The organism is Shewanella mytili (assembly GCF_046765975.1).
Taxonomy (GTDB): Bacteria; Pseudomonadota; Gammaproteobacteria; order Enterobacterales; family Shewanellaceae; genus Shewanella; species Shewanella mytili.
Genome location: NZ_JBKOUD010000006.1, coordinates 82,591 through 107,962, shown reverse-complemented (window position 1 = coordinate 107,962; position 25,372 = coordinate 82,591). Strand labels below are relative to the sequence as shown.

General features: G+C 54.3%; 15 protein-coding genes. 8 read left to right on the top strand and 7 right to left on the bottom strand.

All coding sequences use genetic code 11. The annotated features are described in order from the left end of the window. Positions 1-435 precede the first annotated feature (435 nt). Positions 436-1,155 carry a DUF4875 domain-containing protein gene (locus ACIDEJ_RS07990; RefSeq protein ID WP_411987558.1) on the top strand — a complete coding sequence of 240 codons (720 nt, stop codon included), beginning with the start codon at positions 436-438 and terminating at the stop codon, positions 1,153-1,155. On the opposite strand, the gene ACIDEJ_RS07985 is transcribed toward ACIDEJ_RS07990, so the two are convergent. After that, positions 1,140-1,760, bottom strand: a complete 621-nt coding sequence (locus ACIDEJ_RS07985; protein WP_411987557.1) for a response regulator transcription factor — start codon at positions 1,758-1,760, stop codon at positions 1,140-1,142. The two genes, ACIDEJ_RS07990 and ACIDEJ_RS07985, sit on opposite strands and share 16 nt — an antisense overlap. Then, a complete protein-coding gene (locus ACIDEJ_RS07980; RefSeq protein WP_411987556.1) occupies positions 1,753-3,567 on the bottom strand; it encodes a sensor histidine kinase in 1,815 nt (604 codons plus the stop codon). The genes ACIDEJ_RS07985 and ACIDEJ_RS07980 overlap by 8 nt, the downstream gene beginning before the upstream one ends. Before the next feature lie 185 nt (positions 3,568-3,752). Here ACIDEJ_RS07980 and dsrO point away from each other — a divergent pair, with 185 nt between their 5' ends. From dsrO to ACIDEJ_RS07965, 3 genes are read left to right on the top strand one after another with little or no spacing between them, the layout of a single operon-like run. Further along, on the top strand, positions 3,753-4,493 hold the full coding sequence (dsrO, locus tag ACIDEJ_RS07975) for a sulfate reduction electron transfer complex DsrMKJOP subunit DsrO (RefSeq protein ID WP_411987555.1): 741 nt from the start codon (positions 3,753-3,755) through the stop codon (positions 4,491-4,493). Beyond that, positions 4,483-5,556 carry an NrfD/PsrC family molybdoenzyme membrane anchor subunit gene (gene nrfD / locus ACIDEJ_RS07970; protein WP_411987554.1) on the top strand — a complete coding sequence of 358 codons (1,074 nt, stop codon included), beginning with the start codon at positions 4,483-4,485 and terminating at the stop codon, positions 5,554-5,556. The genes dsrO and nrfD overlap by 11 nt, the downstream gene beginning before the upstream one ends. Then, a complete protein-coding gene (locus ACIDEJ_RS07965; protein ID WP_411987620.1) occupies positions 5,556-8,660 on the top strand; it encodes a tetrathionate reductase subunit A in 3,105 nt (1,034 codons plus the stop codon). Before nrfD ends, ACIDEJ_RS07965 begins: the two co-directional genes overlap by 1 nt. 133 nt (positions 8,661-8,793) lie before the next feature. On the opposite strand, the gene ACIDEJ_RS07960 is transcribed toward ACIDEJ_RS07965, so the two are convergent. Then, positions 8,794-11,955: a TonB-dependent receptor gene (locus tag ACIDEJ_RS07960; protein ID WP_411987553.1), complete on the bottom strand. Its 3,162-nt coding sequence runs from the start codon at positions 11,953-11,955 to the stop codon at positions 8,794-8,796. Between the two features lie 292 nt (positions 11,956-12,247). Here ACIDEJ_RS07960 and ACIDEJ_RS07955 point away from each other — a divergent pair, with 292 nt between their 5' ends. Continuing rightward, on the top strand, positions 12,248-13,390 hold the full coding sequence (locus ACIDEJ_RS07955) for an endonuclease/exonuclease/phosphatase family protein (RefSeq protein ID WP_411987552.1): 1,143 nt from the start codon (positions 12,248-12,250) through the stop codon (positions 13,388-13,390). A gap of 63 nt (positions 13,391-13,453) precedes the next feature. Here the strand turns inward: ACIDEJ_RS07955 and ACIDEJ_RS07950 are convergent, their stop codons facing one another. Continuing rightward, complete coding sequence (locus ACIDEJ_RS07950; protein ID WP_411987551.1) at positions 13,454-14,254, bottom strand: 5'-nucleotidase, lipoprotein e(P4) family; 801 nt, start codon at positions 14,252-14,254, stop codon at positions 13,454-13,456. Between the two features lie 26 nt (positions 14,255-14,280). Next, complete coding sequence (locus tag ACIDEJ_RS07945; RefSeq protein WP_411987619.1) at positions 14,281-15,468, bottom strand: alkaline phosphatase family protein; 1,188 nt, start codon at positions 15,466-15,468, stop codon at positions 14,281-14,283. 378 nt (positions 15,469-15,846) lie between these two features. On the opposite strand from ACIDEJ_RS07945, the gene ACIDEJ_RS07940 reads away from it, so the two are divergent. The 3 genes from ACIDEJ_RS07940 (at position 15,847) to ACIDEJ_RS07930 (ending at position 22,013) form a co-directional block, all read left to right on the top strand. Then, on the top strand, positions 15,847-16,281 hold the full coding sequence (locus tag ACIDEJ_RS07940) for an HNH endonuclease (RefSeq protein WP_411987550.1): 435 nt from the start codon (positions 15,847-15,849) through the stop codon (positions 16,279-16,281). A gap of 249 nt (positions 16,282-16,530) precedes the next feature. Next, positions 16,531-18,081 (top strand): POT-type proton-dependent oligopeptide transporter, encoded by a 1,551-nt coding sequence (locus ACIDEJ_RS07935; RefSeq protein WP_411987549.1) that lies wholly within the window; start codon positions 16,531-16,533, stop codon positions 18,079-18,081. Positions 18,082-18,680: 599 nt separating this feature from the next. Further along, positions 18,681-22,013, top strand: coding sequence for an ExeM/NucH family extracellular endonuclease (locus ACIDEJ_RS07930; protein ID WP_411987548.1), 3,333 nt, complete (start codon positions 18,681-18,683; stop codon positions 22,011-22,013). Between the two features lie 78 nt (positions 22,014-22,091). On the opposite strand, the gene oadA is transcribed toward ACIDEJ_RS07930, so the two are convergent. Both oadA and ACIDEJ_RS07920 read right to left on the bottom strand, forming a co-directional pair. Then, positions 22,092-23,894: a sodium-extruding oxaloacetate decarboxylase subunit alpha gene (gene oadA / locus ACIDEJ_RS07925; protein ID WP_411987547.1), complete on the bottom strand. Its 1,803-nt coding sequence runs from the start codon at positions 23,892-23,894 to the stop codon at positions 22,092-22,094. A gap of 46 nt (positions 23,895-23,940) precedes the next feature. Next, entirely contained in the window at positions 23,941-25,356 is a 1,416-nt protein-coding gene (locus ACIDEJ_RS07920) for an acetyl-CoA carboxylase biotin carboxylase subunit (protein ID WP_411987546.1), read from the bottom strand. Positions 25,357-25,372: the final 16 nt, after the last annotated feature.

The following is a 25,372-nucleotide window of genomic DNA, read 5'->3' as shown; positions in this document are numbered from 1 at the left end:
CAAATAATCCGCCAAAAAATAGCACAGGTGATCATCTGCCACTACTTGCCCATAAAAGATGCTTTTTAATTATTGCTTAATGCAGGATGAATAATGTGTGACGTTTTTTTAAACAATCGCTGCAACCCAAAAATCATCACTTTCAGATTGGGTTGTTTATTTATCAAGCACTGTCTTACCCCTGTTTTTATCCATCCGCATAATCGCATTCACAATATATTGGGTGACCGTTTACCTTGATTCAATGTGCCCAAGTTCGCGTGCTGCCCCACCCCACCGCACAGTACAAAACCGTGTGGCCAAGATAAAGCATTATGTTTTACATAGGGTTTTACAGTAATAAGCCATACAACGCACAACAAACGGGTTACACTGAACAGCAACAGCCACAAGGCGGCAGGTGAACAAACGCCGCCCCATCACAAAGGATGCGCCATGCAGGATAAACGGGCAATACAGGTTGGCATTATCATGCTCATCACCTTGGCAGTGGTGTTGGTGCTGTATTTCACATCCTCGCCCAGCAAAGACAACTTTCGTCCTGCGCCGCCTAAAACCAGCACGCCGCAGCCGGCCCCGTCGGTAGAACAGCGCCCGGCAGCCACGGCAATCAACCGCAGTTGGCCCGTTGCGGTTGCCGCGCTGGCACGGCGGGCCATGTCCTATGAGGTGTTAAGCTCCCGCCTTGTAACTGACAGCGGCCGGGAACAACTGAAGGTGGTGATAACGTCCAGCTACGCCAACCGTTATGAACAGTATCTGGGTACGGCCATCAAGGTGGCGCGCACCATGGCCATCAATCGTAATGCCATGGTGGTGCATGTGCTGCTGGAGCCTAACCGTTTTCTGGCCGGCAAGGGCTACCAATTGGCTGACGTGACTTATTACAGCGATGCCATGGGAGATGACGGCCAGCGATTTGACGGCATCTACTGGAAAGCGGAGGCAGTACAGGTGCCCTATTCCCCCCAACAGTTACAGGTGGCCAAGTTGTGGTATCAGCATCTGGCTGACCATCTGAGTCACGATGGCAAGCCGGATGAAGCCGCCTTAAAGCAGCTGATTGCCGAGCAACTGCATATTCCGTTGGTAGCGGTAAAGCTGCCCCAGCCCAAGCGGGAGCCCCTGTTTTTGGATAATCAGCCTTCGGCCTGAGACAGGGTGTCGCTAATGGCCGCAAAGGTCAGCATCAGTTCGGCCAGCGACTCGGCCTGCATGCGCCGCATCAAGTTGGCTCGGTGGGTTTCCACGGTACGCACGGCAATGCATAACTCTTCTGCAATTTGTTGGTTTTTATAACCTTTGGCGATTAATGCCAGAATTTCCCGCTCCCGCAGGGTGAGCTGCCTGTAAGTTTGCAACTGCTGTTGTCTCAGGGCGTTATGCTGTGAGCGTTGCAGGGCTTTAGCCACCGCAGCGGCCAGCTGGGCGCCGTCAGCAGGTTTCTGGAAAAAATCCACCGCGCCCTGTTTCAGGGCATCCACCGCCAACGGCACATCGCCATGCCCGGTAAGAAAGATGACAGCCAGCGGACTGTGTTGCCGTTTGAGCGCCTGATGCAGCTGCTGGCCACTGAGCCCGGGCATGCGCATGTCCAGAATCACGCATCCAGGCTGCTGCCAGACATCCGCCGCCATGAAGGCTTCCGCACTGGAAAACTCTTTAACTTGAAAATCATAGCTTTCCAACATGAAGCTCAGTGAGCGCAGCACCGAGGCATCATCATCCACCAGATAGACAAATTGTGTGGTATCAGTCATCTGTCAATTCCTTTAACGAAAGGGTTACCAGTACACAGCAGCCGCCCTCTTCATGGTTGCGAAGTTGCAATCTGCCGCCGTGGCTTTCTGCAATTTCACGGCAGATAACCAATCCCAACCCCAGCCCCTGGGTTTTGGTGCTGGCAAACGCTGGCATCAGTTCATGGGCCTCACGGCTCAGGCCGGGGCCATTGTCGCGCACCTGCAGTTGCACCGTTGTGGCGCCATAATACAGCAGTATGTCGATGGTTTTATCCGGATTTTCCGTTTCCGCCAGCGCTTCGATGGCATTTTTCAACAGGTTCACCAACAGTTGCTGCATGGCCACCGGCTCCAGCCACTGAGGGCGCTCGGCACCGCGAATTTGCCAATTCAGGGCAATATGCTGTTTATCCAGTTCAAACTGCAATAACGCCACCGTGTCCAGCAACAGCGGCCGCAGCAACTGTTGTTGCTTGGCGGCTGGCTGCTTTTTCAGCAACCCCCGCAGCCGCTGGATTATGGCCCGTGCCCGCGCCACTTCCGCATCTATTTGCTGTAACGCCTGGGGCAGTTTTTCCAGTTGTCCCTGCTGCAATCGCACCGTGGCACCATGGCAATAATTGCCGATGGCCGCCAGCGGCTGGTTCAGTTCATGGGCCAGGCTGGCCCCCAATTCACCTGCCACCGCCACGCGCTGGGCATGCTCCAGCAACACCAGGTTTTCGCTGAGTTTTTGCTGCACCTTGGCCAACTGATGCCCACGGCGGTTAAAGCGGTATTCCAGCCAGAAATGATAGGCGTTAAGGCTGATGAGCAGCAACAGGATGCTCCAACCCCATTGGCGGTGTTCCTTTAACCAAACCATGGCCCGCTGCCACCAGGGCGCTTGCAGTGGGTGCATGTCCAGATCCCGATACAGTTTATCGATGGACAGCTGGCTCACTGCCGTGGTCCAACCGAGGGAATCGGCCGCTTTGGCCGCCTCACTTTGCTCCGGCAATGCCAGTAATGCCAGTGTCAACTGTTTGGCCAGCAGTTGCCCGGCGCGGCTGGTTTTGGCCAGTGACCAGTTGGGATACAGCGCGGTAGAAACCTTGCAGCCAAATCCCGCAGGGGTTTTGTCTTCCACGACCCGGTAATCCGCCCCGTCAATCAGCCCTTCGGCGGCCATCTGCTCCAACTGGCACACCGGCACCACTGCGGCATCCGCCTTGTCATCTCGCAAGGCATACAGCAGGTTATCCAGCGGAAAACCGGTGGGCAGCAACGCCGCTACCTCCTGTGGCAAGTCCAGCTGTTGCTGCCAGGCGGCATAGACCAGGGTGAGATAGCCGCCAAAGGCATGGGGCGAGACAATCGCCAGCCGTTTGTCCCGTAAATCGGCAAACCCATTAATGGGAGAATCATGGCGCACCACCAGCGCCGAGCCCACCTGCATGGGTTGCCCGTGATTGAGCCGGCTTTTTAACGTGGCCAGCCAGCTCAGGGAATACTGCCGCGCCAGCAATACCGATTGTCCCGGGTTGGTGATCACAAAATCCAGATCCTGCGCTGCCACTGCCGCCGACAGCTCGTCAATCGTTAGCGGATGCAACCGGAAATAGGTACCGGGAATTTGCTGCTCCAGCCACTGCATGGTGGGTTGCCAGCGGTTGATGCTGTCGCGATACCCGCGAATGGCCAGCACCCCCACATCCACCAGCGCGTACTGGGTTTCATCCATGGCTTTTGGTGCTGCCATCAAGAAATGCCCTGGCAGCAGCCCTATCACCAGCAGCAAACCACATCCCCGCCATTTGATGTTACGCCTGACCCATTTGCTCATGCCAAGGTGCCTTTTTTGAAATTTTGACCCAGTTTGCCGGCCATTTTAACGGGATTTTATTGTTCTGGATCAAGTCTGCGACCGGTATGTGGAAAACCACGATGGAGCCATGACAGCGGCTCTGTTGAGATTACCCGCAATGGCTCCCGCCGAGGATGCCCTCCCCAAGCTGCAAGGAGTGTGTAATGGACAATTCAAAACGCCGGTTACTGGGGCAAATTGCCGCCATTACCGCCGGCGCCGTGTTTATCCCGCTGGCAGAGGCTGAAAACCTCAGCACGCCGGCCAGCGGCAAACGCTACGGCATGCTCATTGACCTGCGCTGCTGCGTGGGTTGCCAGGCTTGTACCGTGGCCTGCACCATCGAAAACCAGCCACCGTTAGGGCAGTTTCGCACCACGGTGAACCAGTATGAAGTCACTGAAGGCGGCAACAGCGCCTTCATGATGCTGCCGCGCCTTTGCAATCACTGCGAAAACCCGCCCTGCATTCCGGTATGTCCCACAGGTGCGACGTTTCAGCGCGAAGATGGCATTGTGGTGGTCAACAATAAATGGTGTGTGGGCTGCGGCTACTGCGTGCAGGCCTGCCCTTATGACGCCCGGTTTATCAACCACGACACCAATACCGCCGACAAATGCACCTTTTGTGCCCACCGCCTTGATGCCGGGCTATTGCCCGCCTGTGTGGAAACTTGCGTGGGAGAGGCCAGGATCATCGGCGATCTGAATGATCCTGACAGCAAAATCCGCCGCATGTTAAGCCAGCACAAGGACGAGATTAAGGTACTGCGCCCTTCCATGGGCACCGGGCCACGGGTGTTTTATCTGGGCATGGATCAGGCTTTTGAAGAGCGGATCCGTGGTGAAGCACCAGTAAGAACCCTGATTGATGACAGCGGCAAGGAGTTATCCCATGGACATTAAAGAACTGCTGACACCGGATTTTGCCATCACCTGGCTGCCTTGGGCGGTACAATATTTTTTCCTTATCGGCCTGGCCTATACCGCGGTATGGATTGGTGCCATTGCCGTGCTGACACCGGGCAAGCCCGAGCAGCGCCTGCTCACCTTGTGCGGCAGCCTGATTATCAGCGCCGCCATTGTGGCACCGGTGGCACTGCTGGCTGACCTGCACCAACCGCTGCGCGCCTGGCATTTTTACATGCAGATAAGGCCCCATTCCTGGATGTGGCTGGGCGCTTGGTTGCTGCCGCTGTTCATGGGGTCAGCCCTGCTGTTCGGTTACCTGTTGCTGCGCCCGTCACTGCCAAGCAAGGCTACCGGCCGCTGGAGCCGGCTGGGTTGCTGGTTGCGCCTTGGCAACTGGTCACACACACCCTTGCTCAAACCCGCGGCACTGATTGCCGCCCTGAGCGCCGCCAGCATTGCCCTTTATACCGGCATGGAAACCATGGCCGTTGAGGCGCGCCCATTGTGGCACAGTTACTGGCTGCCGCCGCTGTTTGCCGCCAGTGCCCTGCTGGCGGGCAGCGGCATGCTGGTATGGCTTAACTTTTTGTTTAAAGGCCATAAATCCCATACCGACCGTTACCTGCTGTTATGGCTAAGGGCCGCCTTTACCCTGTTCGGGCTACTGCTGATTGGCTGGGCGTTAATGGGCGGCAAAAGCGCGGCAGAAGCGCAGCAGTTACTCAATGACAGCCCTACCTGGCAGCTGGCAGCCATGTGGGTGTTAGCCACACTGGCCCTGTTGGCACTGTTACTGGCCATCAAGCGCCAGCCCCACAGCCTGCTGTTACTGGCAGGATTCGCCGCCATGCATCTGGCCTGGGGCTTTCGCTGGCTGGTGCTCATTCAGGCCCAGACCGACCCCAAATACGGTGCCGGCACCTACTTTTACCAACTGCCCTGGGGGCCGGAAGGACTGCTGGGCATTCTTGGCACCTTTGGCCTGTGGCTGGCCTTGATCACCCTGATATCTGAGCTGGTACGCCAGACAACCGTGCAGCAGGAAGGAGCAGCATGATGGATAAGAGCAAACGCAGATTCATTAAAGGCGCAGCCATCACCGGCGGTGCCGGGTTATTTGCTGCCGGTTACAGCCATACCTTGAGCCAACTTGGCAAAGGCGTGGTCAGCGGCAGCTCCGGTGCAATCACCGATTCGGCCATTCACGGCAACTCACTGGCCCCGGAGCTGAACGTCAACCTGGAAAACGGTGCCATCAGCGCCAATCCCCAGCAGCGGCTGGCCAACAGCATGTGCCTTGGTTGCTGGTCCCGCTGCGGCGTGCGCGCCAGGATTGATAATGCCAGCGACAAAATCCTGCGCATTACCGGCAACCCTTACCATCCGTTGTCCGCCCGGGAACACCTCCCCTTTAACACTCCCATAAAATCCGCCCTGCTGCATACCAGCGGCTATCAGGAGCAAGGACTTGATGGCCGCTCCACCGCCTGCGCCCGGGGTAACGCCATGCTGGAGCTGCTGGATAATCCCCATCGGGTCACCCATTGCCTCAAGCGCGTAGGACCCCGTGGCAGTGGCCAGTGGCAAACCATTCCCTTTGCCCAACTGTTGCAAGAAGTGGTAGAGGGAGGAGATTTATTCGGTGAAGGCCATGTGGACGGGTTACGCGCCATTCGCGACATCAGCACCCCGCTGGATGGGAATAACCCTGAGTACGGCCCCAAGGCCAATCAGCTGCTGGTCACCGATGCCTCCGATGAGGGGCGGGATGTGTTTATCAAGCGCTTTACCTTCAACAGTTTTGGCACCCGCAATTTTGCCAATCACGGCTCTTACTGCGGTTTTACCTACCGAGCCGGCGCCGGCGCCTTGCTGGATGACCTGAAAAAATATTCCCACCTGAAACCCGACTGGGATAAAGCGGAGTTTTTGCTGTTTATCGGCACCTCACCGGCCCAATCCGGCAACCCGTTCAAACGTCAGGCCCGGCAACTGGCCCAGCGGCGCACCGATGACAATTTCAGTTATGTGGTGGTATCGCCCATGCTGCCCAACAGCTCCAGCCTGGCAGCGGCACCGGATAACAGCTGGTTGCCCATTCGCCCGGCTACCGATGCGGCACTGGCCATGGCCATGCTGCGCTGGATTATCGATAACCGGCGCTATGCGGCCGCGTTTCTCAGCGCCCCCAACGCCAAGGCGGCAGCCGCTGCAGGTTACCGGGGCTTTAGCAATGGCAGCTTTTTAATTCACAGCCATCAGGATGACACCCGTTATGGCCAGTATCTCCATGCCAGCGAGCTGGGCTTGCCCTTTAGCGGCGATGCGCTGGGCAAGGATGACCCCATATTGGTACTGGATGAGGCAAGCGGCCAGCCCATGGCCGCAGCAAACTGCCCCCAGGCCCGCCTGCAAGTGGATGAAACCCTGACCCATAACGGCATCAGCATCCAGTGCAGCAGCAGTTTCAGCCTGCTGGCCGCCTCGGCCCGCAGCCAAACCTTGGCCCAGTACAGCGCCGAGTGCGATGTGCCGGTTGCTGACATCATCGCCCTGGCCGACAAGTTCACCAGCCACGGCACCAAAGCGGCGGTGATCACCCACGGCGGCACCATGAGCACCAACGGCTTTTACAGTGCCTGGGCGATTATGATGCTCAATGCCATGATAGGTAACATCAACCAGCCAGGTGGCGCATTGGCAAAAGGCGGCGCCTATCCTGCGTTTGGCAAAGGCCCGCGCTACAATCTCAAAACCTTTGACGGCATGGTGCAGCCCAAGGGGGTTTTCCTCTCCCGCTCCAAATTCCCCTATGAAAAAAGCACTGAATACAAAGAGAAAAAAGCGGCAGGTCAGTCACCCTATCCGGCAAAAGAACCCTGGTTTCCCATCTCATCGCCGTTGCTCAGCGAGCATCTCACCGCTGCGGTAGCCGGTTATCCTTACCGCCTCAAGGCCTGGATTAACCACATGGGCAATCCGCTCTATGGTCAGGCAGGGCTTGTGGCCGCCATTGGCGAACAGCTCAAGGACCCAGCCGTGCTGCCACTGATGGTGAGCATTGACAGCTTCATTAACGAAACCTCCGCCATGTCGGATTACATCGTGCCCGATACCCTTACCTATGAATCCTGGGGCTGGACATCCGCCTGGCATGGCACCATCACCAAAGCCTCCACCGGACGCTGGCCCGTGGTCAGCCCCCGGGTGGAACATACGGCTGATGGCGACCCGGTGTGCATGGAAAGTTTCCTGACGCAAGTGGCCATGAAACTCCAGCTGCCGGGCTTTGGTGACAAGGCGGTAACAGCCGCTGATGGCAGCTTGCATCCGCTGACACGGGCAGCCGATTATTCCCTTTATGGTGCGGCCAATGTGGCCTGGGTCGGTGCGCCTGTGCCGGATATCAATGAAGAGGATATGCGCTGGTCAGGCGTGGAGCGAATTATGCCGGTACTGAAAGCCCGCCTGCAGCCAGAAGAAGTGGCAAAAGCCGCCTATCTTTATGCCCGGGGCGGCCGTTTTGAGCCGCTGGCCAACGCCCGTGACGCCGAGGGCAATCCCCAGCATGTGTGGCCCAAACCGCTGATGCTGTGGAACCCGGAAGTGGGCAGTCGCCGCCACAGCCAAAGTGGCGATTATCTCAGTGGTTGCCCCCGCAGCTACGGGCCACAACTGGCCAATGGCCAACCGCTGCGACAAGCCTTTACCCAAAGCCAGTGGCCGTTGTTATTGTCCAGTTACAAATCCCATGTGCAAAGTGCCATGAGCATCGGCTCTGACCGCTTGCGGCAGGTGCATCCCAACAACCCGGTGCGCATGAACAAACTCACTGCCGAGCAGATGGGGATCCACACTGGCGATACCGTGCGCATCAGCACCCCCAATGGCAGTGTGGTGGCGTTGGTGGAGTGTGTCAGCGGTGTGCATCCGGAGTGCATCGCCATAGAGCACGGCTACGGGCACAAGGAGCTGGGCGCCCGGGACACCATCATTGACGGCCGGCGCATTGCGGCCAATCCGCTGACACAGGCGGGAATAAACCTTAATGATTTGGCCATCCTCGACCCCAGCCGGCATGGCCGCTATCCCCTGGTGGATTGGGCCAGCGGCGCCTCAGCCCGCCAAGGACTGCCCGCAAAAATCGAAAAGGTTGTCTAAGCGTTTCATAACACTAGCGGCAAACAGGCACTGCAAAATGAAAACCACCGCCATGGCGGTGGTTTTTTTACCCCATAAAAAACCCGGCAAAGATGCCGGGTTTTTTCAAGCGTCACTGATTCAGCTCACTGAATTAGAAAGTGTATTTAACACCCAGTTTCAGGTACCAAACAGACTGGTTATCATCAAATGAATTGTCTGGATTCCAGTTATCAATCGGACGATATACCAAAGTACCATCTGCGGTATAGTTGGCATTAATCAGAGTCTTGGAGTTATAGCTCACGTATTCCTGTCTGCCCCATTCGTTATTCAGCAAATTGAGGAAGTTTTGCACAGTAACGTAGAACACCCCTTTATGACCTTCAGCAAACCCGGGGATTTCCTGCTGGAACGAAACGTCCATAGTGGTAACCCAAGGCAGGTTGTCAGACATTTTCGGCACAAAACCACCAGCATATTTGTTGAGGCCGGCAGGTGTTACATACTCATCCATAAAGGTTTGATAATCCAAACCATCAGCATAAGTCACCTTAGCATCATCCGCACCGGTAGGAATGTACGGCGCGTAATAACCATAAACACCACTTTCATCGCCAATGGCGTAGAAGTTTTGTTCTGCATTATTGATGTAGCTGTCATCGGCATTCTTGTAAGCACCGCCCATCAACCAGCTATATGGCAGACCGGAGCGACGTTCAAAGAAGGCGTTGAACTTGGAAGCGTAACCGGGGAAGAACTCATGGGTGTAACCCAGTGTGATCTTGAAGCTATGTTTAACTTCGTAGTAACCGGTACCAATCTGATCATCGTTACGATTGATCACATGGTTATATTTCCAGTTGGATGCCGCTTGGGAGCTAGTGCCAAAGTTACCTTCATCAATATCCTGATGGGTATATGACATGGTCAAATCCAGACCGTTATCCCATGACTTATACAAGCTGGTAGTGAAGATCTTGGACTTGCCGTCTTCATCCGCATTGGTCAGCATAATGTCATAAGTATGACCATCAGCAACGTGATCATAAATGATACGGCCATCAGATGTGGTGTTGCCAGAATCCTTGCGGTTCAGATCGCGCCATGCCAGATCATCCTGTTTTTTAACATAAATGAACTCAGCTGACCAAGTGTAGTCATCACCCAGTGCTGGCAGATCAAACTTGTAGTCATACCCTACGCTGGCACGCCAGTCTGAAGGGATCTTGAAGTTAGGATCAACCACGTTGGTTTCACCATCACCAGCCGTAAGAGCATCCTGATATTCTTGGGCAACGGAGGTAATATCAGCATTGCTGACATACTTCCAGGTTTTATCGGCAACCGTTACACCATCCTTGCTGAAGGAGTTGGATACCCAAACGTTAGGTTTGCCACCGGCAAAGCGGCCAACACCACCACGCACGGTCAGTGCATCTGTGGCATACCAGGTTAACCCTACGCGAGGCAACCAGATATCCATGCCATCCATGTTTTCCTGGTTGGAGAATCCGTAACGATCCTGGAAATTCTGGTTAAAAGCTGGGGTATCCTTGTTGAAAACCCGCTCGTAACGCATGCCGTAACTCAAATCCAATGTGCTTGAAAGTGCCCATTCATCCTGAATGTAAGCAGCATAAGTGCCCATGGTGAAATTGGCCGCGCCATCTTCCACATTGTTGGTGGTCGCGTTGCGATACAGGTATTTATAAGCCTCGCCACTCTTGAATTTATCAAAGGTGTCGAACGTCCACACCCCAAGGGATGCATCCACAAACAGGTTGTAGATATCAATGCTTTCATACTGGGCACCAAAACCTATTTTATGCTCACCCAGCAGATAATCCGCATCAAAGTTTACTGTCAGGGTCTTGGTTTCCAGCTCATTGGCGTGACGGTACTGATCGGGGCCGAATTCAATGCCTTTCTCATCCCGACCTTCAAAATTGGAAATTTTAACGGTACCAATGTCTTTGGTGCCTGACACCTGACCGGTTTTCACGGTTTTGTGCGCTACGGCAAATGCAGTAGAGAAGTCCGGGGTCCAGTCAGAGAACAATTGCATAGAAAACGCTTCCATGTCCTGGGTATTGTTATACCAGTTGGAAGAAGGTTTCAGTGTCTTCGCTGCAGATGTCATGTTGCGGATCTGGTTGCCTTCCACCTTGTTATAGGTGAACGCGGCACGATGCAGATCGTTGATGTTCCAGTCCAGTTTCACCAGATATTTTTTATCTGTTTCATCAGGTGCAGACATGGTGTCACCGATATCGATACCATATGTGTCCTGCACATAAGTCTTAATCTCGGTGAATTGTTCCTGGCTCATATTTGTGGCATTGGCCGCACCTTCTGGCGCATAATCCGGCACAACCGGTTTTTTATAATCTTCGTAGTTAACAAAGAAAAACAGTTTGTCTTCGATTAACGGGCCACCTAAATGCACGCCCCAGGAGTCACTGTCAATGCCCTTAACTTCTGATTCTTTGTCTGTAAAAGGGTTTTTCGCTTTACCGGTCCAGGCATCATCGGTTTTTTCATAGAACATGCCACCGTGGAACTCATTGGTACCGGATTTGGTAACCGCGTTAACACGGGCGCCACTGAAACCACCCAATTTGGCCTGGTAGGGATTGGTATCAATGGACACCTGATCCAAAGCATCCACGGAAATCGGTGCACGCTGGGTAGGATAACCGTTGTTGTTCAGACCGAAGTCGTCATTAATGCCCACCCCATCCACACTGATACTGTTGAATCTTGGGTTCTGGCCAGCCACGGTCATGGCGTTGTCAGAACCACCCAATGTGGTTGCCAGTGGGTTCTGGCGGACAATGTCCTTGATATCGCGGTTGAATGACGGTGCGTTAGCAATGGCATCCGCACCAAAGGTACTGGAACTACCGGCGTTGGAGGTGTAGGCAATCTGGCTGCCGGTGACGGTGATGCGCTCTACACTCTGCTGATCAGTCAGCTGCTCGCTGAAACGATAGGTTTGCCCCAATTGCAGGAAGATGTCTTCCTTGATGGCATCCTGGTATACGTCAGAGTCCACAATCACTTCATAAGGACCGCCAACACGCAGACCAGAAGCGTTAAAAGCACCTGATGCATTGGTGGTCACTTCAGTCACGGTACCTGAAGGCTGGTGAATAAGTGTGATTTTGGTGTTGGGTGCAGGCTGGCCATCTGGGCCAGTGATGGTACCACGCATGGATGAGGTGGTATCAGCAGCATAGGCCATTGAAGATGCACCGAGAGCCAGTGCCATAGCGAGGGCCAGACGGCTTTTGGTAAATCCCTGAATCATCATTAGATCCCCTGAGTTTTATTATTTGATGTTCGTTGCCGAAACGGTTAATTTCGTAACTGAATCGTCGAGCATTTCCAAACTCGCTCAACGAGCGCGTTTTATAGCACAAAAACGTTACACTTTTGTTTAGCTACCTCTCACCAAACACACAATAGTTGGCTTTTTGACCGGCAAAATAACGTTACGCCTGTTTTCGGTGAAAATTTTTTATGAGGAATAAATGAATTATCATTATATTCAGACACTTAAATGCATTTGTCTGATTTGTGTCGTTTTTATGACAGGAACGGTAATGGCAACTGAAGCGACCCGGTTAACAATCGCGACTTTTAACGTGAGTATGGAAGGGGGAAATTATCTGTCAGGGGCGCAAAAGCAACCCCAGGCAGAGACGTTGCCAAGATTGTTAAAAACGGCTGACAATCCACAAATCCGCAATATTGCCGAAATTCTGCAGCGGGTACGGCCGGATATCGTGTTGCTTAATGAATTTGATTACATTGCCGACCCCAAACAGGGGGTTGAAGCATTCATCAAGCACTACCTTAACCAGCCACAACAGGGGGCCAAAGCCATTGATTACCCCTACTATTACCTTGCCCCGGTGAATACCGGCGAGCCATCCCCTTATGACTTTGACCATGATGGCGTGGCGTCCGGCAAGGGAGCCGATGCCTGGGGTTTTGGCTGGTATCCCGGACAGTACGGCATGGTGTTGCTGTCCCGTTATCCCATCGATACCGCCCATGTACGCACGTTTCAGATGCTGAAATGGTCATCCATGCCGGGAGCCCTGCGGCCAAAAGACCCGGCAACCGGTGCCTACTGGTATGATGATGAACAATGGCAGGCGCTGCGGTTGTCATCCAAGTCCCATTGGGACATTCCGGTCAACGTGAACGGACAATGGCTGCATGTGCTGGCCGCCCATCCCACCCCGCCGGTATTTGATGGCCCGGAAAACCGCAACGGCCTGCGCAACCACGATGAAATCCGCTTATGGGCGGATTACTTGAGCGATGCCAATCGCCATCACTACATTGTGGATGATGCCGGCCATCCGGGAGGTTTTGGCAAGCAGCAACGGTTTGTACTGCTGGGTGACATGAACTCCGGGCCAGAGCAAACCGCGGAGCAAAGCGGTGCCATTCGTCAATTGCTTACCCATCCCCGGGTTAACAACAGTTTCACGCCCAAGAGCGCAGGCGGCGCAGAAATGCGCCCCGATGACGCCAAAGCCGGAGCCTATACCGCGTCATGGCAGGAGCGGGCCGATTATGTGCTGCCATCCAACGCCGGTTTCAACATTATCGGCGGCGGCGTTTTCTGGCCCGGCAAGCAGGACCCGTTACACCGCCTGGTGGCCACCCGCAGCGCTTCATCGGATCACCGTCTGGTGTGGCTGACGCTAGAAATGACCGCTTTGGATAAATAGTGCCATGCCATTAAAAAACCCGGAAATTTCCGGGTTTTTTAATGGGGTCACAAGCGGTGACGATTACTGGCCATTCCAGGGCTTCAGGCTGTTGTTGCGCAGCTGCGCTTTTTGTTCATCAGACAGCTGGTAATAACCTTTGCCAAGGCCGGGTTCCCAATCACCGTATGATGGATTAGGCAACAGCACAAAGCGCTGCCCAAACGCTTGCTGATGGGCATCCACGGTGGCATTGCGCACTTCATTAAGCTGGTGATAGGTATTCAGCTCGGGAAAATCGTTAAGGTTATCCCCTAAAAACAACACCACTTTATAACCGTCAGCCTCAATGGACTGCAGCCGGGGGGCCTTATCGGACGTTTCCCGTTTGAGGCGCAGCGTCACATCGCTCACATTGGGGAAACCCGCCTGCAGCAGATTGGCCTTGGTGGCCTCAAAGGTACGCACGGAGCGGTTTGACACATAAAACATGGTGCCGCCCTGCTTGGTCACATAGTTGGCAAACGCCACCGCACCGGCCAGCGCCGGTGTTTGCACGGCATTGACCCATTTGTTCCAGCTGGCGCTTTCATAAGGCTTGTGCTGCTGGATTTGCCAGGCGGCATAAGGCGTGTTATCCAGCATGGTTTCATCCAAGTCCACCATGACCGCCAATTTGCCACTGTTGCGGGCTTTGGCCGCATCAAACGCCATCATGGCGGTGTTGTAAGCCTGGTAACACAATGCACGATATTCGCCTGCGTGCTGCATCCATAATACGGCCTGGGTATTTTGTTGCGCCAAGTCCGTTGTTACCGGCACGGTTTTGGCAGAAACGCCCGCTGCCACAAACAGCAACGGCAATACGGCAATCAATGGTTTCATGATGTCCTCAATATTATCCAATCAGTTTAAAGTTTCAGGGCTGGCAGTAATGGCGCAATGGTGCCGTCAATCGGGTGAGTGATGGGCAAGCGTAAAATGCGCGCCACCAGCGGATACACGTTGACGTTATCAAATGGTGGCAATACCACGCCGGTGTTAAATGCCGGGCCTTCTGCCACAAACAGCGCGCCCATGTCTTTGGTGTAGCTATAACCGTGGTTACCGCCGCTGTCACGCTCTGCCAATGGCTTGGCGGTAAAATAGCGGGGAGCATCCACTTCCAGAATAATGTCGGCAATGCGCGGGCTGTTGCTGTAATGCCGCGCCGCCAGATATGCCTCGGTCAACACCCGGTAACGCCCCGCTGCCAGTTGGGACAAGCGCTCGCGCAACGCGGTGACATCTTCGCTGGCGGTATCGGGCTTGGCATACACAAACAAGCGGGTTGAAGCGTTAACCACCTGGAATTTTGCTTCATCAACCGCCAGCTCCCGGTAATCAACCGCTTTTTCATTATCGGTGGCGGCCATGCCGTGATCGGCCAGCACTATCAGGTTGACGGGATAACCCAGCGCCTTGATACCCGCCCGCAGACGGCCAATCATGGCATCCACCTTGGCTACCGCATCCGCCACCTGGGGTGAATCCGGGCCAAAGTCATGACCCATGCTGTCTACCAGTGAAAAATACCCCGCCACAAAATGCGGTCGGGTGGCTTCAGGCATCTGCAACCAGGCGATGATTTGATCGATACGGGCTTTATAGTCGGCCTGTTTGGAATAGTGGTAGTAATAGGAGGGGGTCATGCCGTTGATGCGGGCATCCGACTCGGGCCAAAAATAGGTGGCCGATTTCATGCCGTTGATTTCGGCCAGATTCCACAACGGGATACCAGACAACCAGCTGGAATCATCCTGCCCCATGCCCATTTTATAGCACTGCTGGCGCTCTTTATCACAAAAGCGGTTGTCCACAATGCCATGGTGCACCGGGTACAGGCCGGTAATCAGTGTCAGGTGGTTGGGAAAGGTTTTGGTGGGATAAGCCGGGCGCAGCTGCTCGGCCCGCACACCGTTGGCGGCAATCGCCTGCAGATGGGGCGCATGGTATTTATCCATGTAATCCCAGCGAAAACCATCCAGGGACATCATCACCACGGTGGGTTGATTTTCCGGGGCGGAAGCTCCGGCGGGCAAGGTCAGCGCCAGTAGCACCAACGACAAAAAGCTCCGTAAGCAAAGCGTAAATATATTCATATGGGTTAGCTAATTAACTGATTATCAGAACGATAGGTCAATTTGGGCGAACAGTATAACTAAAAATCATGACAGAAATGAGCCTTTTATTTGTCATAAAAGATGTCTGAAGCCGGCGTTAACCTGCCCATAACAAAAAGTTTCCCCTGAGGAGACGCCATGAAAGCGGCATATAACGAGACAACATCCGGCGCCACAACCCGGTGTGCCATCTAGGGTTTAGCCCGGAGGCTTGGCTGACGGTTGCCATACGCGGCTTACGTGTCAGTTCTACCCGTTGCCGCGACATGCTATGTTAGGCCAACAACCCAACAGCCGCTCATGAGGAAGTAACCGATGCAATTTACCATTCAGGTAACATTCCGTATCGGCGAGCGTCACCGCAGCCGCCGCTATCAAACGGAAACCCGCGCCAAACGCGCCATTTACAAGTGGCTGTTGCAAAACCGGCAGTTAACGGACATCTGCGCCAGTTATTTTTCACCCCAAGCGGGGCATCAGTCGTTTCAACAGGCCGAGCAACTGTCGGCGTTTGCCCCAACACCCGTCGACAACTTTTACCTGTCCCGGGCCTGGCTGAATGTGCGTCATCAAATCTTGAGTACCCGGGAGCACCGTTGCAATTTGTGCCAGCGCACGGTGGCTGAGCACGGTATCGCCCTGGAGGTGGATCATATTCTGCCCCGCAGCCGCTATCCCTTATTGGCGCTGGAGCCCAATAACCTGCAAATCCTTTGCTACGAATGCAATCGGGGAAAACGGGACAAATAAGCCTGCTGGCACGCCATGCCGCGCCCCAACGTTTGTTTTCAGCCTGTATTCAGTTGCAGTGGCTATAACAGCCGTTTTTTTAGGCCAACAGCCACAATTGCTAAGGGTTATCGCGGGTTGTTACAAAAAGGTAGCTGCAAACATTGGCAATTTTCCTTAGCATAGGCCGCTGGTACAGTTAGGTATCGTCTGTTTCAGACAAACGCAGCGTCATCCGCTATCCATAAACCAATAACGACAAGGACCATCATGGCATCGACCTCCACCGGACGCTGGCCGCGCCAGATCCCCTTCATCATTGCCAGCGAAGCCTGTGAACGCTTCAGCTTTTACGGCATGCGCAATATTCTCACCCCGTTTTTAATGACCGCCCTGCTGTTATCGGTTCCTGAAGAACTGCGACAGGGGGAAGCAAAAGACGTTTTCCACTCTTTTGTGATTGGGGTGTATTTCTTTCCATTACTGGGCGGCTGGATTGCAGACCGCTTTTTTGGCAAATACCACACCATTTTGTGGCTGAGCATCGTGTATGTTATCGGCCACGCCTTTTTGGCCATTTTCGAAACCAGCAAAACCGGCTTCTATTCCGGTTTGTTCCTGATTGCCCTGGGGTCAGGCGGGATAAAACCGCTGGTGTCTTCCTTCATGGGAGATCAGTTTGATCAGAGCAATAAGTCACTGGCGCAAAAAGCCTTTGACATGTTCTATTTCACCATCAATTTCGGTTCCTTTTTTGCATCGCTCTCCATGCCGTTAATCCTCAAATTCTGGGGGCCGTCAGTGGCCTTCGGCATTCCGGGGCTATTGATGCTCATCGCCACGATATTTTTCTGGTATGGCCGTCATCGTTATACCCACATTGTGCCGGAAGCCCGCAATCCCCACGGCTTTTTGCCGGTGATTAAAAGCGCGGTGCTCACCCCTGAAGCGGGCCAAACCAATAAAGGCTTATGGCTGAGTGTTACCGGCATCGTACTGGCACTGTTTGCCCTGAGCCAGGCCGGTAGCCTAGGCCTGGTCACCAGTTTGTGCCTGGCACTGGTACTGCTGATGGGATTTGTGGGAATGGGGGCATCGTTGCAGTTGCAGCGGGCGCTTCACAGTCATCCGCAAGAAGCGGTGGATGGCGTGCGGGCGGTATTTCGCATTCTCATCCTGTTTGCCCTGGTGACCCCGTTCTGGTCGCTGTTTGATCAAAAAGCCTCCACCTGGATCCTGCAGGCCAATGACATGGCCAAACCGGAATGGTTTGAACCCGCCATGATGCAGGCCCTTAATCCGCTGCTGGTGATGCTGTTCATTCCTTTCAACAACTTTGTGTTGTATCCCATGCTGGAGCGGGCCGGACTCAGGCTGTCGGCGCTGCGAAAAATGGGCGCGGGTATCGCCTTTTCCGGTTTGTCATGGATTGTGATTGGCAGCATTCAGTTGATGATGGACGGCGGCAATACCATGTCCATCACCTGGCAGGTATTGCCTTATGCCCTGCTGACATTTGGCGAAGTGCTGGTATCCGCCACCGGGCTGGAATTTGCCTACAGTCAGGCCCCCAAATCCATGAAAGGCAGCATCATGAGTTTTTGGACCTTATCGGTTACCGTGGGTAACCTGTGGGTGTTGCTGGCCAATGCCAGTGTGAAACACGAGTCGGTGACTAGCCATATTGCGCAAACCGGCATTAGCGTAACGGCATTTCAGATGTTTTTCTTTGCCGGTTTCGCCCTGTTGGCCGCCCTGGTCTTTGCCTTGTATGCCCGCTCTTACACCATGCAGGATCATTACCGGCAAACCGCGGGGTAACCCCTCACAACATGCCGCTGTCTGGCATCAGGCAGTGGCACTATCTCCCCTTAAAAGCCCACCATTGTGTGGGCTTTTTTGTGCATCCGGAATGGGGTTAATCATTCATGGCCGCAAGCATCCGTGTTTCATTAAATAACGCGTTGTTCATGCCATGTGTATTTCATGACCATTATCGGCATGGCCATTTTTTATATCCATGTGCAAATTACCTGATATTACCCCATAGAGTTGTTTTATTATTGCGATATTAAAAACAGTCATCGCCTTTTATTTATTTATATATTTAAAAATCATCACCTTATAAAGAAACAGCAAATAATTTATTCATAACTAACTGACAATAAACAAAAAATAAAAATCAGGTAATGATTTATTAGCCAGCTAACGTTATAAAAAACGCCTCTTGAATATAAAAAAGACGATATTTTCGTCATTCAACATGTGAAAAAGATACAAAAGGGGTGAAAGTGTTTCAAACTGCAAATGATGTAATTTAATTGTATTAGTTATTGAGTAGACTCCCCGCGCTGAAATATTCCTGCAATTTCTGACAACTCACTAAAGCCGAATCATTTGGCATTTTTTCTGAGGATAGAATGAAAATAAAACTACTGGTACAGCTTGGCGCTGCACTTATCTCTACATCTGCCTACTCTGCGGATATGGTCATCACCGGCGTTATTGATGGCCCGTTAACCGGCGGTGTTCCCAAAGCCGTTGAAGTGTTTGTCACCCACGACATGAGTGACATCAGCACTTGCGCTATCGGTTTTGCCAAAAACGGCAAAGCCTCAGAAGGGGTCTACACGTTCGAGAAAAAAGCGGCTGCAGCTGGCAGCTACTTGTATATTGCCTCCGAAAGCGAAGGCTTTAGCAAGTTTTTCGGCTTTGCCCCGGATATGGTCACCGGCACCGCGGGCATTAACGGTGATGATGCCGTGGAGCTTTATTGCAATGACACCCTGGTTGACGTGTTTGGCGAGGTAGGGACAGACGGCTCGGGCACTGCTTGGGAATATCTGGATGGCTGGGCCTACCGCCAAACAGGTACCACGGCTGATGGCAACAGCTTTGCACTGGATCACTGGACATTCAGTGGCACGAATGCCCTGGACAATGCCAGTGACAACAGCAGTGCTGAAAAGCCCTTCCCGGCCAAAAGCTATAGCCAAAGTGGCAGCACAACGCCCGTTGATGGTGGCGGCGATACCGGTGGCGACACGGGCGGTGAAGGCGGTGGTGATACCGGTGGCACTGAAGGCGGTGGAGACACCGGCGGCACTGACTCAGGTAGCGCCCCCTGTTACAACTGTAGCGTCATCGCACCGGTAGCCGACCCTGCCACCTTTGACGATGAGGCATATTATGGTAACGCAACCACGGCCATCAACACCCAACAACCGGCTGAAAATATCAAGCAGACACTCAGCCTGATCATCAGCGAAGGCCAGAAAAAACTCTCTTATGCCGAGGTGTGGACCGCACTGACCCATACCGATGAAGACCCGGAAAACGCCAATAACGTCATTTTGCTCTATAGCGGCCGCTCCATGCCCAAGATGTCCAACGGATCCGGTACTCAGAGCAGTAATCCGGACAACTGGAACCGCGAGCACGTATGGGCCAAAAGTCATGGCTTCAAGAGCGAAGCCAATGAAGCCTATACCGATATCAACCACCTGCGCCCGGCAGACATCTCCATTAACGCCTCCCGCGGCAACCTGGACTTTGACAACAGCGATGCCGAGCTGGCAGAAGATCCCAAAAACCGCATTGACAGCGACTCCTTTGAGCCCCGTGATGCGGTAAAAGGCGATGTTGCCCGCATGTTGATGTACATGGATACCCGCTATCAGGGCAATGGTGACGTAACGCCGGATCTGGTATTGGTCAATACCACCACCAATAATGGCGAGCCGCAACTTGGCCGCTTGTGCCGCTTGCTGGAATGGGCCAAGCAGGATCCGGTAGACAGCTTTGAGCAAAAACGTAACAACGCCATCTATCAGTACCAGGGTAACCGTAACCCCTATATCGACCATCCGGAATGGATTGCCAAGGTTTATGGTGATGCCCAGTGTGACGATACCGCCAGCGATGGCAACGATGTGCCCGCCCCGGCTCCGGCGCTTGGGCAATGCGGCGATGAAGCCACACGTATCAGCGCAATTCAGGGCCAGGGTGCCAGCTCGCCCATGGTGGATAACACCGTGGTGATTGAGGGCGTGGTCACTGCCGTCAACAGTGCCAGCAATGCCTTTTTCGTGCAGGAAGAAACCCGCCATGAAGATGGTGATGCCAGCACGTCCGAAGGGATTTACGTCTACAACCGCGCCAAACTGCCCATGCCGGAAGTGGGTACGGTAGTACGCCTGATGGGAGCGGTATCCGAGTATCACGATAAAACCGAAATCACCCTAAGTGAGCAGTACAGCAGTTGTGGCACGGATCAAGTGCAACCTGTGGCCGTAACGCTGCCGGTCACCTCCATGGCGGCGCTGGAAAGCCTGGAAGGCATGCTGGTGAGCTTTAACCAGGAACTGCTTGTCACCGACAACAGCAAGCTGGGCAAATTCGGGGAGCTGACCCTGTCAAGCCAACGCCTGTTTGCCCCCACCAATCAGCATGCGCCCGGCTCTGATGCCGCCAAGGCACTGGCCGAGGCCAATGAGTTGAATCGCATCGTGCTGGACAATGCCGAAGATGTCCCCTATGGCTTGTCAGCCAGTAACAGCGTGCGTATCGGCGACCAGGTGTCCGCTGTTACCGGGGTGATGGATTACAGCTATAACGCCTATCACATCTCCCCCACCCAGGCGCCAAGCCTCATTGCCGCCAATGCCCGCACGGACGCGCCTTCACTGGCTGAAGGCGATATCACCGTGGCCAGCATGAACGTATTGAACCTGTTCAATGGCGATGGTAACGGCGAAGGTTTCCCCACCGCCCGCGGCGCCGACACCAAAGAAGAGTATGAGCGCCAGCTTGCCAAAACCGTCGCGGCCATCATTGCCAGCAATGCGGATGTTATCGGCTTGATGGAAATTGAAAATGACGGCTTTGGAGACACATCCGCCATTGCCGAACTGGTAAGCCATATCAATGCCCGTCTGGGTGATGGCACCTACGCCTTTGTCAGCGCCGGTGATAAAGTGGGTACGGATGCAGTCAGCGTGGGCATTATTTACCAGGTCGCCAAAGTGACGCCGGTAGGTGATGTGATGGTTAACAACGCGGACATTTTCAGCCGCGCGCCCATGGCCCAGCAATTCCAGCTGGCCGGCAGCGACAACCGTTTCACGTTGGTGGTCAATCACTTCCGCTCCAAAATCTGCAGCAGCAGTGCCAGTGATGACAACACGGATCAGCATGACGGACAGGGCTGCTACAACGCCAAACGCGTGGCCCAATCCCAAGAGCTGCTGCAATGGTTCAGTAACGATGCCATGCTCAGTGAGCAACCCAACAAGGTGCTAATTGGCGACTTGAACGCCTATGCCAAGGAAGATCCGGTGACCACCCTCACCAGTGCAGGGTTTGTGGATCTGCTGCAGAAATTCCGCGCGGATGAAGCTTACTCCTACGTTTATGGCGGCGAGTCCGGCTACATGGATCACATGCTGGTATCTGCCAACATGGCGTTAGCCGCCGTGGATGCCAACGACTGGCATATCAATGCCGATGAGCCATCGGTGCTGGATTACAACATGGAGTCGAAATCGGCGCAGCAGCTGACCGACTATTATGCAGCCGACCCATTCCGGGCGGCAGATCACGATCCGGTACTGGCAAGCTTCAGCTTCAAGGCTGATGAGAGTGCAGACAAGCCGCAAACGGACGACAAGGCTGACAATGCCAACAATGGCGGCAGCTTGTCCTTCCTGGCACTGTTGCTGTTGCCTCTGGCCTGGTTGCGCCGCACCCGCTAAAGCGCAGCGCTAACCGCCATGAAAAATGCCCACGTCAATGTGGGCATTTTTTTATGATCAGGTAACAGCTAATGCCGCTCAGGCAATTTCCAGCAACACTTCACCGGGGTTAATCCTGTCCCCTTTTTGCACGTGGATGGCCTTGACCTCTCCGGCGATGGGAGCGGTAAGTTCCGATTCCATCTTCATCGCTTCGGTTACCAGCACGGCCTGCCCGGCGCTGACGCTATCCCCGATATTGACCAACACGTCCACAATGTTACCGGGCATGGAAGTGCTCACATCCCCAGGGGCACTGGCCTGTTTGCGTTTGCGGTTATCCGCGCTCAGCTCTTTTAACGGCTCAAACACCACCTCTTCGGGGAAGCCGTCAATGGACATGTAAAAGTGGCGTTTGCTGGCACTCTTGATGCCCATGCCGGTAATGTCGATGTGATAGGTTTCACCATGCACATCAATGACAAACTCGGTCGGGCTGCCTTCACGCAGCGGGCTGCCATCGGCGCCGGTGCTGGCAATGGGCAGCAATGGCTCCGGCGCCAGCGTGCCTTCTGCCCGCTCATTGAGAAACTTGCGGCCGATTTCCGGGAACATGGCAAAGGTCAGCACATCTTCCTCGGAGGTTGCCAGCGCACCGATATCCGCCCGCAGTGCCTGCAGCTCGGGTTTGAGCAAATCGGCCGGACGCCCGTCCACCACCTCTTCCGAGCCGATGGCACGGCGCTGCAACTCAAGGTTCATCTGGCTTGGCGCCTTGCCGTAACGGCCCTGCAGATATAATTTCACTTCATTGGTAATGGTTTTGTAGCGCTCTCCGGCCAGTACGTTAAACACCGCCTGGGTGCCGACAATCTGCGAAGTGGGCGTTACCAGCGGCGGATAGCCCAGGTCTTGGCGCACTTTGGGAATTTCGGCAAACACTTCGTTAATCCGGTCCAGCGCCCCTTGGTCCTTGAGCTGATTTGCCAGGTTAGACATCATGCCCCCCGGCACCTGGTTGACCTGCACCCGGGTATCCACACCGGTATAGGCGCTTTCAAACTGATGATACTTCTTGCGCACTTCATAGAAATAGCTGCTGATCTCCTGCAAGGCGACCAGATCAAGCCCGGTGTCGTATTCGCTGCCACGCAGTGCCGCCACCATGGATTCGGTACCTGGATGGCTGGTGCCCCAGGCCATGCTGCCGATGGCAGTGTCAATGTTATCGGCGCCGTTTTCAATGGCCTTGAGCTGACACATGGCAGCCACCCCGGCGGTGTCGTGAGCGTGCAAAAATACCGGCAAGTCAAAATTGTCTTTCAGGGCTTTGACCAGCTCACCGGTGGCATAAGGCGTCAACAATCCCGCCATGTCCTTTACCGCAATGGAGTCGATGCCCAAGGCCACCATTTCCCGTGCCTGCTGCACGAATTTCTCGGTAGTGTGTACCGGGCTGGTGGTATAGCAAATGGTGCCCTGTGCGTGTTTGCCCGCCAGTTTTACCGCTTCGATGGCGGTTTCCAGATTACGCACGTCGTTCATGGCATCAAAGACCCGGAACACATCAATACCGTTGGCGGCGGCACGTGTCACGAATGCGGTGACCACATCATCACTGTAATGGCGATACCCCAGCAGGTTCTGCCCCCGCAGCAACATCTGCAGCCGGGTATTGGGCAGCGCGGCGCGCAACTGGCGCAAACGCTGCCACGGATCCTCTTTTAAAAAGCGCAAACAGGCATCGAAGGTCGCGCCGCCCCAGACTTCAAGCGACCAAAAGCCCACTTTGTCCAGTTTGGGACAGATGGGCAGCATGTCTTCAGTACGCATCCGCGTGGCCAGCAGCGATTGGTGGGCATCACGCAATGCGGTTTCGGTAACAGTGATTTTCTTGCTCATAGGTTCTTCTTCCTGAGCCGGCATTCAATGTGCCGACCATCATTAGTTATAACCCAGCATTTGCGGCAATTGCCGCCGCAATGGCCAGTGCCAGTTGTTCGGGACGACGTTTTTCCGAGTAATCCAACAACTCCGGATGGCTTTCCACAAAGCTGGTGTTGAACTGACCGGTACGAAACTCCTGATTTTGCAAAATCTGCTGATAATAGGGCGCAGTGGTTTTCACCCCCTGAACCCGCATGTCATCCAGTGCCCGCAGACTGCGATCCAGCGCATCTTCCCAATTGAGCGCCCAAACCACCAACTTGAGGCACATGGAATCATAGTGGGGCGGAATGACATAGCCGGTATAGATGGCGGTATCGGTACGCACCCCGGGGCCGCCGGGAGCGTAATAACGGGTAATGCGGCCAAATGACGGGAAAAAGTTGTTTTTCGGATCTTCGGCATTGATACGAAACTGCAGGGCATATCCCCGGTGATGGATATCCTGTTGCTTGATGGACAAAGGCAAACCGGAGGCGATGCGGATCTGTTCGCGCACAATATCAATGCCGGTGATCTGCTCGGTGATGGTGTGCTCCACCTGTACCCGGGTATTCATCTCCATGAAATAGATTTCATCGCCGGAGAGCAGAAACTCCACGGTGCCGGCATTTTCATAATTCACCGCCTGCGCCGCCCGCACGGCCATTTTGCCGATATAGGCCCGCTGTTCCGGCGTTAGCTGGGTACTGGGGGCAATTTCAATCAGTTTCTGGTTGCGCCGCTGGATGGAGCAGTCACGTTCAAACAGGTGAACCGTACTGCCAAAACTGTCGGCAAGGATCTGCGCTTCAATGTGTTTGGGGTTGATAATGCATTTTTCCAAAAACACTTCAGCGGAGCCAAAAGCCTTGGTGGCTTCGGAAATCACCCGGGGAAACTGCAGTATCAGCTCATCCCGGTTATTGCAACGGCGGATCCCCCGTCCACCGCCACCCGAAGTGGCTTTTAACATCACCGGATAGCCGATGCGCGCCGCTTCTTGCAGCGCTTCATCCAAATCCTGCAAATTACCTTCTGTACCCGGCGTGCAAGGCACACCGGCCGCCATCATGGTGCGGCGCGCTTCGGTTTTATCGCCCATGCGCCGGATGATGTCGGCACTCGGACCGATAAACTTGATGCCATGCGTGGCGCAAAGCTCCGCCAGCTCGGGGTTTTCAGACAAAAAGCCATAACCGGGATGCAGGGCATCACACCCGGTTTCCAGCGCCAAGCCCACCAACCGTTGCGGGCTCAGATACCCCGCCAGCGGGTCATCTCCCAGACTGTAAGCCTCATCTGCGCGCTTTACGTGCAAGGCATGGCGATCAGCATCTGCATATACGGCTACCGAACGGATCCCCATTTCCGCACAGGCACGAATAATGCGCACGGCTATTTCACCGCGGTTGGCGATGAGAATTTTTTTGATCACAGAAAGTAACCTCTTT

Bases quoted from the DNA above. Each gene is read 5' to 3' on its own strand.
- ACIDEJ_RS07990 (WP_411987558.1), top strand. From the start codon at position 436: ATGCAGGATAAACGGGCAATACAGGTTGGCATTATCATGCTCATCACC.
- ACIDEJ_RS07985 (WP_411987557.1), bottom strand. From the start codon at position 1,760: ATGACTGATACCACACAATTTGTCTATCTGGTGGATGATGATGCCTCG.
- ACIDEJ_RS07980 (WP_411987556.1), bottom strand. From the start codon at position 3,567: ATGAGCAAATGGGTCAGGCGTAACATCAAATGGCGGGGATGTGGTTTG.
- dsrO (WP_411987555.1), top strand. From the start codon at position 3,753: ATGGACAATTCAAAACGCCGGTTACTGGGGCAAATTGCCGCCATTACC.
- nrfD (WP_411987554.1), top strand. From the start codon at position 4,483: ATGGACATTAAAGAACTGCTGACACCGGATTTTGCCATCACCTGGCTG.
- ACIDEJ_RS07965 (WP_411987620.1), top strand. From the start codon at position 5,556: ATGGATAAGAGCAAACGCAGATTCATTAAAGGCGCAGCCATCACCGGC.
- ACIDEJ_RS07960 (WP_411987553.1), bottom strand. From the start codon at position 11,955: ATGATGATTCAGGGATTTACCAAAAGCCGTCTGGCCCTCGCTATGGCA.
- ACIDEJ_RS07955 (WP_411987552.1), top strand. From the start codon at position 12,248: ATGGCAACTGAAGCGACCCGGTTAACAATCGCGACTTTTAACGTGAGT.
- ACIDEJ_RS07950 (WP_411987551.1), bottom strand. From the start codon at position 14,254: ATGAAACCATTGATTGCCGTATTGCCGTTGCTGTTTGTGGCAGCGGGC.
- ACIDEJ_RS07940 (WP_411987550.1), top strand. From the start codon at position 15,847: ATGCAATTTACCATTCAGGTAACATTCCGTATCGGCGAGCGTCACCGC.
- ACIDEJ_RS07935 (WP_411987549.1), top strand. From the start codon at position 16,531: ATGGCATCGACCTCCACCGGACGCTGGCCGCGCCAGATCCCCTTCATC.
- ACIDEJ_RS07930 (WP_411987548.1), top strand. From the start codon at position 18,681: ATGAAAATAAAACTACTGGTACAGCTTGGCGCTGCACTTATCTCTACA.
- oadA (WP_411987547.1), bottom strand. From the start codon at position 23,894: ATGAGCAAGAAAATCACTGTTACCGAAACCGCATTGCGTGATGCCCAC.